The 13103-nt window shown below is 72.6% G+C and carries 10 protein-coding genes; 4 read left to right on the top strand and 6 right to left on the bottom strand.

All coding sequences use genetic code 11. The features are described from left to right. The first annotated feature begins 12 nt into the window (after positions 1 to 12). Positions 13 to 1266, top strand: coding sequence for an MFS transporter (locus PGH47_RS18965; RefSeq protein ID WP_271664428.1), 1254 nt, complete (start codon positions 13 to 15; stop codon positions 1264 to 1266). On the opposite strand, the gene PGH47_RS18960 is transcribed toward PGH47_RS18965, so the two are convergent. Further along, complete coding sequence (locus PGH47_RS18960; protein WP_271664427.1) at positions 1174 to 2211, bottom strand: GlxA family transcriptional regulator; 1038 nt, start codon at positions 2209 to 2211, stop codon at positions 1174 to 1176. The two genes, PGH47_RS18965 and PGH47_RS18960, sit on opposite strands and share 93 nt — an antisense overlap. A gap of 71 nt (positions 2212 to 2282) precedes the next feature. On the opposite strand from PGH47_RS18960, the gene PGH47_RS18955 reads away from it, so the two are divergent. Next, complete coding sequence (locus PGH47_RS18955; RefSeq protein ID WP_271664426.1) at positions 2283 to 3593, top strand: MFS transporter; 1311 nt, start codon at positions 2283 to 2285, stop codon at positions 3591 to 3593. A 36-nt stretch (positions 3594 to 3629) separates the two neighbouring features. On the opposite strand, the gene PGH47_RS18950 is transcribed toward PGH47_RS18955, so the two are convergent. The 5 genes from PGH47_RS18950 to PGH47_RS18930 form a co-directional block, all read right to left on the bottom strand. Continuing rightward, the gene (locus PGH47_RS18950) at positions 3630 to 4226 is read right to left on the bottom strand and encodes a flavin reductase family protein (RefSeq protein ID WP_271668093.1); all 597 of its coding nucleotides are present in this window, start codon (positions 4224 to 4226) and stop codon (positions 3630 to 3632) included. A 61-nt stretch (positions 4227 to 4287) separates the two neighbouring features. After that, a complete protein-coding gene (locus tag PGH47_RS18945; RefSeq protein ID WP_443048614.1) occupies positions 4288 to 5109 on the bottom strand; it encodes an enoyl-CoA hydratase/isomerase family protein in 822 nt (273 codons plus the stop codon). Positions 5110 to 5134: 25 nt separating this feature from the next. Further along, the gene (locus tag PGH47_RS18940) at positions 5135 to 7360 is read right to left on the bottom strand and encodes an acetate--CoA ligase family protein (RefSeq protein WP_271664424.1); all 2226 of its coding nucleotides are present in this window, start codon (positions 7358 to 7360) and stop codon (positions 5135 to 5137) included. Positions 7361 to 7514: 154 nt separating this feature from the next. Further along, on the bottom strand, positions 7515 to 9005 hold the full coding sequence (locus tag PGH47_RS18935; protein ID WP_271664423.1) for a flavin monoamine oxidase family protein: 1491 nt from the start codon (positions 9003 to 9005) through the stop codon (positions 7515 to 7517). 161 nt (positions 9006 to 9166) lie between these two features. After that, the gene (locus PGH47_RS18930; RefSeq protein ID WP_271664422.1) at positions 9167 to 10408 is read right to left on the bottom strand and encodes a flavin-containing monooxygenase; all 1242 of its coding nucleotides are present in this window, start codon (positions 10406 to 10408) and stop codon (positions 9167 to 9169) included. A gap of 198 nt (positions 10409 to 10606) precedes the next feature. On the opposite strand from PGH47_RS18930, the gene sigJ reads away from it, so the two are divergent. Next, positions 10607 to 11554 (top strand): RNA polymerase sigma factor SigJ, encoded by a 948-nt coding sequence (gene sigJ / locus PGH47_RS18925; protein WP_271664421.1) that lies wholly within the window; start codon positions 10607 to 10609, stop codon positions 11552 to 11554. Positions 11555 to 11718: 164 nt separating this feature from the next. Further along, positions 11719 to 12990 carry an NAD(P)/FAD-dependent oxidoreductase gene (locus PGH47_RS18920; RefSeq protein ID WP_271664420.1) on the top strand — a complete coding sequence of 424 codons (1272 nt, stop codon included), beginning with the start codon at positions 11719 to 11721 and terminating at the stop codon, positions 12988 to 12990. The last annotated feature ends 113 nt before the right edge of the window (positions 12991 to 13103 follow it).

Genomic DNA, 13103 nt, shown 5'->3' with positions numbered 1-13103 from the left:
ACCGTCATCTTCATGACCTATCGAGACGTCGCCACCAAGCAGGTGCTGATCTGGGCATTGACCGCCGTCGCCGCTCGTATGCCGGTCGCCATGACGCCGCTCGCGCTGGTGTTCCTGGTCCGGGAGCGGCCCGGCGGCTACACCCTGGGCGCGACGCTCGCGGCGGCCTATGTGCTCGGCGAGATCGTCGGCGCCCCGGTTCTCGGGATGCGCCTGGACCCGGCTCGCGGCCGGCGTCATCTGGTCCTCGGACTCGCGGGCGGGGCGCTGGGGTTCACCGGACTCGGGATCTTCGCCGACTCGCACCCCGTGGTGCTGGGGGCGTTCGCGTTCCTGGCGGGGGCCGCCCCCTCGGCGGCCGCCGGCGGACAGCGCGCGCTGCTCACGTCACTGGTTCCGGAGCGCGCCGTGGCACAGGCGCTGTCCGCCGAGTCGATGCTGATGTCCGGCGTGTGGGCCGTCTCCCCGGTCGCCGTCGCCGGACTTGCCCTCGCGGTGGCGCCCCGGGTGCCGCTGCTCCTCGCGGCGGCCTGCATGGCGTCGTCGATCGCGGGACACTGGCTGCTGCCCGCGGGCTGGGCCGGCGGCGACCAGGAAGGGGACACGGGCCGGGCGAAGACCCGCGTACTGCTGCACGCCTGGCCGGTGTACGTCACCGGCGCGGCCAGCATCACCCTGCTCGGCCTGACCGAACTCACCCTGCCCGCACTGCTGGAGCAGCGCGGCATCGGCGTGGGCTGGTCCGGCCCGATGCTGGCGGGCATGGCCGTGGGGGCGGGGCTCGGTGCGTTCCTGTACGGCCTGCGGTCCTGGCCGGGGCGGCTGCGCTCGCGCAGTGCGGTGCTGATCAGCGGCATGGCGGTCTTCGTGGCGCTGGTCGCGCTGATACCGGGCGCGGCCGGGATCACGGTCGCCCTCGTCCTCGCGGGCGTGCTCCAGTCGGGCGCGCTGATCACCCGCAATCTGTCCCTGCGCGAGGCGCTGCCGCAGAGCGCCCTGGCCGCCGGGTACTCCGTGCTGTACGCGGCCGCCGGCGCCGGCTACGCGGCGACGGGATCCCTCGCGGGCGGTCTGCTCCAGGTGGTCGCGCCGTCCACGGCCGTCCTGGCCGGTGTGTCGCTGACCTTGCTGCTCACCGTGCTCGGCTGGTGGGGCGAGGCCCGGCGGGACGTCTCAGGTGCGCCCGGTGACCTGGCGGTCGGCCTTGCCGGCGGCGCGGAAGGTGCGCCGATAGCTGGTGGGCGTGACCCCGAGTGCCGCCTGTAGGTGCTGCCGCATCGACTGGGCCGTACCGAAACCCGCGGCGTCCGCGACCTGGTCGACCGAGAGGTCGGTGGACTCCAGGAGGTGCCGGGCGCGTTCGACGCGCTGCTGGGAGAGCCACTGGCCGGGGCTGCTGCCGACCTCCTCGCGGAAACGGCGGGTGAAGGTGCGCACCGACATGGACTCCTGGTCGGCCATGTCCCGCAGCTGGATGGGCTCGTGGAGCCGCCCCAGGGCCCAGGCGCGGGCCGTGGTCGTGGACGACTGCTGCGGGTCGGGGACCGGGCGGTGGATGTACTGCGCCTGGCCGCCGTCGCGATGGGGCGGTACGACCGTGCGGCGGGCCACCTCGGTGGCGATCGCCGTGCCGTGGTCGCGGCGCACCATGTGCAGGCACAGGTCGATTCCGGCCGCGACCCCGGCCGACGTCAGCACGTCGCCGTCGTCGATGAAGAGCACGTCCGCGTCGACCTCGATGCGCGGGAACAGCCGCTGGAAGCGCTCGGCGTCGGCCCAGTGGGTGGTCGCCGGGCGCCCGTCGAGCCGGCCCGCCGCGGCGAGGACGTACACGCCGGTGCAGATGGAGGCGAGCCGGGTGCCGGGGCGGATGCGGGCGAACGCGGCGGCGAGCTCGTCGGTCAGCACGCCCTCCTCGAAGACCGGGCCGAGTTCGTACGACGCCGGGATGATCACCGTGTCGGCGGTGGCCAGCGCCTCGGGGCCGTGCTCGACCTGGATGGCGAAGTCGGCGTCGGTCCGCACGGGGCCCGGCGGTCGGATCGAGCAGGTCACGACCTCGTACAGGTGCCGCCCGCGGGCGTCCTTGGGGCGGCCGAAGATCCGGTGCGGGATGCCCAGCTCGAAGGGGAGCAGCCCGTCCAGTGCGAGGACGACCACACGGTGCGGGCGGAAATCCGACGGCGTACGGTGCTCCGGCTCACTGCTCATGGCCCGATCCTAGCGAATGCTGTCCTTCGGGCCAATGGCTCCGGGGCGGCGCAGGCCCGAAGCTCGTTGTCGTGACGCAGACAACCCCCGCCACCGCCGCCACCGCGGCCACGTCCCCGACGAGGCCGCGTCGTCCCCGTTTCCACCGCGCCTGGTTCGTCGCCGCCGTCGCCTTCGTGACGATCCTCGGCGCGGCCGCCTTCCGCTCCCTGCCGGGACTGCTCATCGACCCGCTGAACGAGCAGTTCGGCTGGTCGCGCGGCACGATCGGGGCCGCCGTCTCCATCAACCTCGCGCTCTACGGCCTCACCGCTCCCTTCGCCGCCGCGCTGATGGACCGCTTCGGCATACGCAGGGTCGTCGCGGCGGCCCTGACGCTGATCGCGGTCGGCTCGGGTCTGACGTACTGGATGACGGCGGCCTGGCAGCTGCTGCTGTGCTGGGGTCTGCTGGTGGGGCTCGGCACCGGTTCGATGGCGCTGGCCTTCGCCGCCACCGTCACCAACCGCTGGTTCACCGAGCGGCGCGGCCTGGTCACCGGCATCCTCACCGCCGCCTCCGCCTCCGGCCAGCTGATCTTCCTGCCCCTGCTGTCCTGGATGGTCGAGAACCACAGCTGGCGCCCGGCCGTCGTCACGGTCGCCCTCGCGGCCCTCGCGGTGGTCCCCTTCGTCTGGCTGCTGCTGCGCGACCACCCCGCCGACGTGGGCCTTGCGCCGTACGGCTCGGAGGAGTTCGTGCCGAAGCCGCCGCCCGCGCAGGGCGCCGCCCGCCGGGCCGTGACGGTCCTCTTCTCGGCCGCCCGCACCGGCCCCTTCTGGCTGCTGGCCGGCACGTTCGCGATCTGCGGTGCCTCCACCAACGGCCTCATCCAGACCCACTTCGTGCCCGCCGCCCACGACCACGGCATGCCCATCACGGCCGCCGCCTCGCTGCTCGCGGTCATCGGCGTCTTCGACGTCGTCGGCACGATCTTCTCCGGCTGGCTCACCGACCGCTTCGAACCGCGCCGCCTGCTCGCGGTCTACTACGCCCTGCGCGGCATCTCCCTGCTCTTCCTGCCGATGCTGCTCGCGCCGAGCGTCCACCCGCCGATGCTGTTCTTCATCGTCTTCTACGGCCTCGACTGGGTCGCCACGGTCCCGCCGACCGTCGCCCTGTGCCGTGAGCAGTACGGCGAGGACAGCGCGATCGTCTTCGGCTGGGTCCTCGCCTCCCACCAGGTGGGCGCCGCACTGGTCGCCTTCGTCGGCGGGGTCGCGCGGGACGTCTTCGGCACGTACGACATGGTCTGGTACGCGTCCGGGGCGCTGTGCGCGGCGGCGGCACTGATGGCGCTGGTGATCAGGCGGAAGCCGGCGGCGGTGGGGATGGCTGCTTAGGAAGGGTGGGGATGGCTGCTCAGGAAGGGGGCGGGGCTAAAGGAACCGCCCCTTGTGGAACAGCAGCGGTGGTTCGTCCCCGTCGCTCACTCCGAGGGCGTCCACCCGTCCTACGACGATGAGGTGGTCGCCGCCCGTGTGCACCGCGTGGATCGTGCAGTCGATCCACGCGAGCGTGCCCGCGAGGCGGGGGGAGCCGGACACGGGGGCGGCGTCGTAGGTCACCCCGGCGAACTTGTCGGCACCGCTCACCGCGAAGGCGCGGCACAGCCCGCCCTGACCGGCACTCAGCACGTTCACGCAGAACACGCCCGCGCGGGCGATGCGCGGCCATGTCGTCGACGTACGGCCGACCATGAAGGCGACCAGCGGCGGGTCGAGGGAGAGCGACGAGAAGGACTGGCAGGCGAAGCCCGCGGGGGCGTGCGGGGCCCCGGTGCCGGCGGGGGCCGTCACCACCACCACGCCGGTCGCGAAGCTGCCGAGCACCCGCCGGAACTCGTCCTGCGGGACCGGCGCGCGCTCGTCCTCGCCGACACAGCGCAGCGCCGGGCGCGGCAGCGCCTGCACGGGCGGCGCGTCGGCCGACCTCAGATAGCGGACGGCGGCGGCCGCCATCCCTGCGTGTCCCATCACGACACCCATTGAAACTGACGGCTCGTCAGATTGGAAGGGGTGTGCGAGGGCGTCGACCTCAACGCCCCTTGAACTCAGGACTCCTGCGCTCCACGAAGCTCGCCACGCCCTCCCGTGCGTCCTGTGTCGTCATGTTGATCTCCTGCGCGGCCGCCTCCGCGGCGAAGGCGGAGGCGCGGTCGGATTCCAGGGAGGCGTTGACGAGCTGCTTGGTGAGGGCGAGTGCGCGGGTCGGTCCGGCGGCGAGGCGTTCGGCCCACTCGCGGGCCGTCTTGTCCAACTCCCCGTCCGGGACGACCCGGTTGACCAGGCCCAGCCGCTCCGCGTCCGCGGCGGTGAGCGCGTCACCGAAGAACATCAGCTCCTTGGCGCGGTGGGTGCCGACCAGGCGCGGGAGAAGGTAGGCGCCGCCGCCGTCCGGGACGAGGCCGCGCCGTACGAACACCTCGATGAACCGTGCGGACTCCGCGGCCAGCACGAGGTCGCAGGCGAACGCCAGATGTGCGCCGATGCCGGCCGCGGTGCCGTTGACGGCGGCGATCACCGGCTTCTCGCAGTCCAGTACGGCCGCGATCAGCCGCTGGGCGCCGAGCCGGATCGTACGGGCGACGTCACCGGCGACCCGCTCCGTGCCGGCCGGCGTCCCGCGCAGGTCGGCGCCCGCGCAGAAGCCGCGGCCCGTGCCGGTCAGCACCACCGCCCGCACGTCCGGGTCCGCGGAGGCGCCGGCGAGCAGCTCGACGACGCGGTCGCGCTGGTCGGGGGTGAGGGCGTTGAGGGCCTCGGGCCGGTTGAGGGTGATGCGGCAGATCTGACTGTCAGTGGCGTGCTGTACCAATGAATCGACGGAATTTCCGGACGCACGGGGGGAATCGGGCATGCCCATCTCACGGTCGGTAGTCATGTCAGCGGCACACCACCAGCGCGTCCAGGGCCACCGCGCCCTGGCCCCTGGGCAGCACCATCAGCGGGTTGATATCGAGCTCCGCGAGCTCGTCCCCGAGTTCCAGTGCCATGCGCTGCACCCGCAGGACGACTTCCACGAGCGCGTCGAGATCCGCCGGTGGCCGCCCCCTGACCCCGTCGAAGAGGGCCCGCCCGCGCAGCTCGGCACACATGTCCCGGGCCTGCTCCTCCCCGAAGGGCGGCACGCGTACGGCCGTGTCGTTCAGCACCTCCACCAGCACCCCGCCCAGCCCGACCGTCACGGTCGGTCCGAACAGCTCGTCGTGCGTGGCGCCCACGACCATCTCGACGCCCCGCTCGACCATCTGACAGACCAGGACGCCGTCCAGGGAGACGTCCTCGTAGCGGGCGATGTCGGTCAGTTCGCGGTAGGCGTCGCGGACCTGGCTGGCGGAGGTCAGCCCGATCTTGACCAGGCCGAGCTCGGTCTTGTGGGCGATCCGCGCGCCGGATGCCTTCATCACCACGGGGTAGCCGACCAGCCCCGCCGCCCGTACGGCCGCCGCCGCGCTGGTCACCAACTGCTCGCGCGGGACCCGGATCCCGTACGCCCGCAGCAGCTGCTTCGCCGCGTGCTCGCTCAGCTGCTGTCCCGGGCGCATCAGTGCCTGCGCCTTGCGGCAGGACGGCGAGGGGGTGCGCGCGGCCTCGTCGAAGGGGGAGCGGTAGCCGCTGACGAAGCGGTGGTGGTCGAGGTAGGCGCGCACGGCGGTGATGCAGTTCGCCACCGTGCGGAAGGTCGCCACGCGCGAGGAGCCGAGCAGGACCTCGCGGTAGGCGGGCTCGGTGCCGACCGGCGATCCCCACACCACGCAGACCAGCTTGTCCGTGCGCTCGGCGGCGTCCACGAGGTCCTGGACGAGCCGGTCGCTGAGGGGCGGGAAGGGCCCGGTGATCGGGCAGATCAGCACCCCCACCGCGGGGTCGTCGAGGATGGCGTCGATGATCTTCCGGCCGCGCCAGTCGCCCACGGGATGGCCGCCGTTGTCGACCGGGTTGGCCACGCTCAGGTACTCGGGTATCCACTGGTGCAGCTCGGCCTGCTTGGCCTCCGACAGCGCCGGCAGCCGCAGTCCCGCCTCGGTCGCCAGGTCGGCGAAGTGCGCTCCCGTGCCGCCGGAGATGGAGTAGACGACGACGCCGTCGGCGCGGGGCGCCCTGGCGCGGGCCAACAGGGCGGCGGTGTCCTGGAGTTCGTCGAGGCCGTCGACGCGGATCACGCCGTACTGCCGCATCGCCGCGTCCACCACCGCGTCCGCGCCGGTCAGCTTGCCGGTGTGCGAGGCGGCCGTGCGGGCGCCGGTCTCGGTGCGGCCCACCTTGACCGCGACGACCGGCACACCGCGGCGGGCGGCGCGGTCGGCGGCCAGCAGGAAGGCGCGGCCGTCCTTGAGGCCCTCGACGTAGGCGGCGATGGCGCCGACCTCGGGCCGCTCGGCGAAGTAGGAGATGAAGTCGGCGCACTCCAGGTCGGCCTCGTTGCCGGTCGGTGCCCAGTGGGACAGGCGGATGCCGAGCTCCTGGAGGGCGAAGACGGGACGGCCCTGGTGGCCGGACTGGGTGATGAGGGCGATCGCGGGACCGTCGAGGTCGTCGCGGAACCGCTCGAAGGCGTTGAGGTTGGTGTTGGGGCCGAGCAGCCGCATCCCGGACCGCTCGACGGCGGCGCTGAGCCGGTCCTGCGCGGCGGCGCCCTCCTCGCCGGTCTCGGCGAACCCGGAGGCGAAGACGACGGCGAACTTCACCTTGGTCTCGGCCAGTTCCTCGATCACCGGAAGGGGGTCGGCGACCAGCAGCACGGCGAGATCGACCTGTTCGGGCAGGTCGGCGACGGCAGCGGAGCAGGGGATGCCGAAGACGGACGTACGGCTCGGGTGCACCGGGTGGAGCCGGGCGCCGACCCGCTCGGACCAGGCGATCAGCTGGCGGGTGACACCGGTGTTCGGCCGGCCCTCGGCGTCGGAGGCGCCGATCACGGCGACCGACTCGGGCCGGAAGAGACGGTCCAGATCGGGCACGTCGCAGTACAGGGGACGGCCGCTGACGTCGAGATCGTCGACCTCGGCGGGCCGGCCGTGGACGGCGGGCCCGGGTTGCTCGCCACAGGCGATGACCCGGGCCCGGCGGGAGTCGGTGGTGAGGGTGCCGTGGGTTGATCCAAGCATCGGTCCGCCCGCTCCTGTGTGACAGCGATTAACTGACGCAGTGTCAGATTAAAGGAACTGACGCTCAGTCAGGAACGGCTGTGCACGCAAAGTTGAGCGGAACAGCACTCCGTGCCCGGCGGGGCCGGTGCGAGGACGAGCCCCGGCGGCGCACTCACAGCACCGCCAGCACCTCCTTCGCCACCCGCTCGCCCGACCGCACCGCCCCGTCCATGAAGCCCATCCAGTACGTGGAGGTCTCCGTCCCGGCCCAGTGGATGCCGCCGACCGGCTCGCGCAGGGCGGGGCCGTACTGGGTCAGGACGCCGGGCGCGGCGATGGAGACGGGTCCACCGCGGGTGTAGGCCTCGTTGTTCCAGCGTTGCAGGACGAAGGAGGTGGGGGAGGCCGCTTTCGCGCCGAAGTACGTCGTGTAGTCCTTCAGCACCGCCGCCCGCACCTCGGCCTCGCTCGCCGCGTCCAGCTTGCGGGCCTCGTCGGCCTCGATGAAGCCCATCAGGGCGCCGAAGGATGCGTCGGGCGGGGAGTTGTCGAAGGTGGAGCTGATCACGCCGGTGTCGCTGACGACCTGACCGTTGAGGCCGTCGGCACGCCAGAAGGGGGTGTCGTAGATGGCGATGGCCTTGCCCACCGAGGCCATCGGCAGCCGTTGGGTGAGCTGGTCGCGGGCGGCCGGCAGGAGGGGGTCGTAGGTGATGCGGGCGGCGATGGGCGGAGGTACGGCCACGACGACCTTCCCGGCGGTGACCGTGATGCCGTCGGCCGTCACGACGTAACTGGCGCCCGACCTGGCGATGGTGCGCACCGGGGCACCGAGCACCACCCGGTCGCCGAGCGTGGCGGCGAGCTTGATCGGCACCAGCTGGGAGCCGCCGACGAAGCGCAGTTCCTGGGCGCCGCCCGCGGTCTCGGTGAGGCGTTCCAGGGTGCCGGGGTTGGCGGAGTTGCCGGCGGCGGCGATGTAGAAGAGCACGAACAGGAAGGAGAGTTCGCGGGGTTCGGCCGAGAAGATCGACGTGCAGGCCACGTCGAAGAGGAACTTGGCGGACGGGATCACGGCGTTGGCGCGCAGCCAGCTCTCGAAGGTCTGCCGGTCCCATTCGTCGGCCTTCGCGGCGGTCCAGGGCGCGTCGACCGGGATCTCCTTGGCCAGGTCGTCGAGCTTGGCCTGCACGATCGCGGCGTTGGCGAGCCCGGCCGCGTCGATGGGCGGGACGGAGCCGAGGATGCCGTCGGTGGCGTACGGGGTCCTCTTGCCGTCCTTGTAGAGGAGGTTGTTGCCCGTGTTGTAGGTGGTGAAGGTCTGTACGCCGAGGGAGTCGGCGAGGGCCCGGATGCGGTCCTGGGTGGGGCCGATGAACTCGCCGCCGCCCTCGGTGACGCCGCCGCCCGCCAGGTTCAGGCCCAGCACCCGGCCGCCGACCCGGTCGCGTGCTTCCAGGACGACGACGGACTTGCCGGCGGCCACCAGGTCGCGGGCGGCGGTGAGTCCGGCGAGTCCGGCGCCGACGATCGCGACGTCGACCGTTCGGGAAGCGGCTGCCGAGGCTGTGCCGGCGGTCGTTGCCGTGAGGGCCGCGGCGCCGGCGGTGGCGGCGGCGCCGCCGAGCAGGGAGCGGCGGGAGAGTTGTCTTTCGCGTGCCACGTGCGTCCTCCGTCGTAGCGAGAGGGAGTGGAGCTGGAAAGTGGAGCCGAAAAGCTGAACAGGGCTCACATTCTGGCTCCGCACGAGGGCGCGGTACAGAGATCTCCCGCAACTTATGACTCACAAGTAACAGGAGATCTACGCAAGAGAGTTGAGGACGGCTAGGTCACCGGCAGCCGGGAGGCCCGTCGGCGGTCGTCGCGGTCGCCGGCGATGGCCTTGGCGATCTTCTGGGCGTCGATCGCCATCTCGCGGAGGTTGCCGCTGATGGGGTTGGTGAAGCCGGTGAAGTACAGGCCGGGGGCGTCGGCGGGGGTGCGGCGGCCCCGGACGACCGGTCTGCCGCGCTCGTCGAGGACTCCGAGGTGGCCGACGAGGTCCTCCAGGGCGCGGACGTATCCGGTGGCCGCGACGACGACGTCCGGCGAGACGCGGGTGCCGTCGGCGAGGACGACCTTCTCGGCCTCGAAGGCGTCGACGGCGGCGACGATCTCGATCCGGCCCTTGCGCACGGCGTCGATGAGGCCGACGTCGAGAACCGGGATCGCGCCTTCGCGGACCCGGCTGTAGAGCCCGCTGTCGGGGCGCGGCAGGCCCTGCTCGGCCAGGTCCGGCACGCTCAGCTTCGCCATGGGGCGGGCGAGCCGGTCGACGAGGCGGACCGGCAGCCGCCGTACGAGAATGCTGGTGAACTGGGCCGCCCAGCCGGCGGTGGAGCGGCGGACGATGTGCGGCACGGTCCGTACGGCCAGCCGTACCCGGGAGGCGCCGCCCTCGACCAGGTCCACGGCTATCTCGGCGCCGGTGTTGCCGATGCCGACGACCAGGACGTCGCGGCCGGCGTACGGGGCGGGGTTGCGGTACTCGCCGGCGTGCAGGAACTCGCCGGTGTAGGTGTCGCGGCCGGGCCAGTGCGGAATGCGCGGGGTGTGGTTGTGGCCGGTGGCCACGACGACGGCGGCGCCGGTCAGTTCACGTCCGCCGGTGGCGCGCAGCAGCCAGCCGGAGCCGTCGGGCGCGGGCTCGACGCGGGAGACCTCGACGCCGGTGACGATCTCCAGGTCGTGGTGCTCGGCGTACTTCTCCAGGTACCGCACGACGTCGTCGCGGGTCACCCAGCGTCCGAACCGGCGCGGCATCGGCAGCCCGGGCAGGGCCGAGAGGCGCCGGGTGGTGTGCAGTCGCAGGCGGTCGTAGTGCCGCCGCCAGGAGGCCCCGACCCGGTCCGACTTCTCCAGCACGACGGCACGCAGTCCCCGGGCGCGCAGGGCGTGTGCGACGGAGAGTCCGCCGGGTCCGCCGCCTATGACATAGACGGGGCGGTCGGTGACGGGGGGCTCCGTGGCGGGGCGCTCAGCTGCGGGACTGTCCGGGGGCGGGACGTGTCGGGGGGTGTCGGCCATGGTCCGGAGCGTAATCACATGGGGGGTTGATGGGTCTCGGTCAAGCCCGGAATTGGTTGCGGATCGATCACGGCTGTGGGAGGCGTGGGTGAGATGTGTGACGTAGGTCTCCTGGTTGTGGGCGTGGGGTGGACTTGGCGCGAGTCCGGACATGGCGCCCTGATGCGGTCGGCGGTGCGGGAGTTAGGATCCGGCGTCATGGCCCTGACCATGAACGACGTCGACCGGTTCGAAGCGTCCAGGCCCCGCCTGGAGGCCATCGCCTATCGCCTGCTCGGCTCGGCGAGCGAGGCGGAGGACGCCGTGCAGGAGACGTTCCTGCGCTGGCAGTCCGCCGACGTCGCACGGATCGAGGTCCCCGAGGCGTGGCTGACCAAGGTGCTCACCAACCTGTGCCTGAACCAGCTCACTTCGGCCCGTGCGCGGCGCGAGACCTATGTGGGCCAGTGGCTGCCCGAGCCGCTGCTCGCCGGGGACCCGATGCTCGGCCCGGCCGACACCGCCGAACAGCGCGAGTCGGTGTCGTACGCCGTACTCGTCCTGCTGGAGCGGCTGTCGCCCAACGAGCGGGCGGTGTACGTGCTGCGGGAGGCCTTCGAGTACCGGCACGCGGAGATCGCCGAGATCCTCGACATCACCGAGGCGGCCAGCCAGCAGATCTTCCATCGCGCGAAGAAGCATGTCGCGGAGGGCAGGGCCCGTACCGAGGTGGACGAGGCCACCGCGCGGCGGATCGTGGACGAGTTCCTCGCGGCCGCCACCAGCGGCCGGACCGAGCCGCTCGTCCGGCTGCTCACCCAGGACTCCATCGCGATCGGCGACGGCGGCGGGAAGGTCCCGGCCCGCGCGAGGGCGTTCGAGGGTGCGCTCGCGGTCGCGAAGTTCATGCGGGGCCTGTTCAAGCCGAGCAAGGCGAAGCGGGTGCTGACCGGCGGCTCGCCGCAGATCTACGGCTCGTTCGCCAACGGCGACCCGGCCGTCCTGGCGGTGCTCGACGGCCGCGTCATCGGCGTCATGTGCCTGGAGGTCACGCCCGAGGGCATCGCCGGGTTCCGCAACCAGGTCAACCCCGACAAGCTCGAACGGGCGACCAGGGTCTGGGCGGCGGAGGACCGCGGGGAGCCGTTGCTGCTCAGCGTGTTCTGAGGGGCGGGTCGAGGGGCGGCGGCGGGAAGGCCGGCGGCCCGGCGAAATGGGTCGGAGCGCAGTGGGTCTGTGCGATGTGACGTGCTTCACATCGCACACCTGTCAGGGATCGGTGGGCCGCTCGGTTCAAGGGGCGAATCCGCTGAAGAGACAGGAGCACGGACATGCAGCACCGCATCGTCGTCATCGGGGCCGGCTACACCGGAGCCACCGCCGCCGGACGTCTCGCCAAGCGACTGCACAGTGACGATGTCGCGATCACCCTCGTCAACAGCGAGCCCGACTTCGTCGAGCGCGTGCGGTTGCACCAGCTCGCGGTCGGGCAGTCGCTGAAGCCGCGGCCGTTCAGCGAGATGTTCGCGGGGACCGGCGTCGCGCTGAAGCTCGGCAGGGTCACCGGCGTCGACGTCGACCGCCGCACGGTCCGCGTGGTCGCCGTGGACGGGGCCGCCGAGGCCGAGGGGCTGGGGCGCGAGGGACTGGGGTACGAGGAGCCGGCGTACCAGGAGCCGGCGTACGAGGAGTTGGAGTACGACACCCTCGTGTACGCCCTCGGCAGTGGCTGGAACGACCACGGTGTGCCCGGCACGGCCGAGCACGCCTACGAGATCGCCGGCCGTCCCGGGGCACTGCGCCTGCGCGAACGCCTCGCCGGCCTGGGCGCCGGACAGCCCGTGGTCGTGGTCGGCGGCGGTCTCACCGGCGTGGAGGCCGCGACCGAGATCGCCGAGGCCCGCCCGGACCTCGACGTCGCGCTCGCCGTGCGCGGCTGCCTCGGCGACTGGCTCTCGCCCAAGGGGCGCCGGCACCTGCGGAAGGTCGTCGACAACCTCGGGATCACGGTCCACGAGGACGCCGCCGTCGCCGCCGTCGAGGCCGACCACGTCACCACCGCCGACGGCGCGGTCGTCCCGGCCGCGGTGACCGTCTGGACCGCCGGCTTCGCCGTCCACCCGATCGCGCAGGCCACGACCCTGGAGGTCAACGGCACCGGCCAGATCGTCGTCGACCGGAGCATGCGCTCGGTATCGCACCCCGAGGTGTACGCCATCGGCGACGCGGCCATGGTGATGGGCCCCGGCGACAAGCCGCTGCGGATGTCGTGCGCGTCGGGTGTCCCGACCGCGTGGCAGGCCGCCGACGCCATCGCGGCGCGGCTGACCGGGGCGAAGGTGCCGACCACGCCGGTGCGTTACTTCAACCAGTGCATCTCGCTGGGCCGCAAGGAAGGTCTCATCCAGTACGTCACCGCCGACGACCGCGCGGTGAGCGCGGCACTGACGGGACGACTCGCCGCCGTCTACAAGGAACTCATCTGCAAGGGGGCGGCGTGGGGCGTGGCCAACCCGGCGGTCGGCACGCTGGCCCGGCGGCGCCGGGTGGTGGCGGAGCCGGTGCGGGAGGGGAACGGGTCGGGGGTGAAGACGGCGGCGTGACGGTTGCGGGGAGCGGGCGCCCGGGGGTGGGGCGGGCGCCCGAGGGGCGGTTGGGGGCCGCAGGTCGGCCGGGGGCGGGGAAGCCCTCGGCCGGTCGTGCGTCGGAGGATGCC

The organism is Streptomyces sp. HUAS 31 (assembly GCF_028198125.1).
GTDB classification, from domain to species: domain Bacteria; phylum Actinomycetota; class Actinomycetes; order Streptomycetales; family Streptomycetaceae; genus Streptomyces; species Streptomyces chartreusis.
The sequence above is the reverse complement of the archived record's forward strand: the minus strand, read 5'-3'. Positions and strand labels throughout refer to the sequence as shown.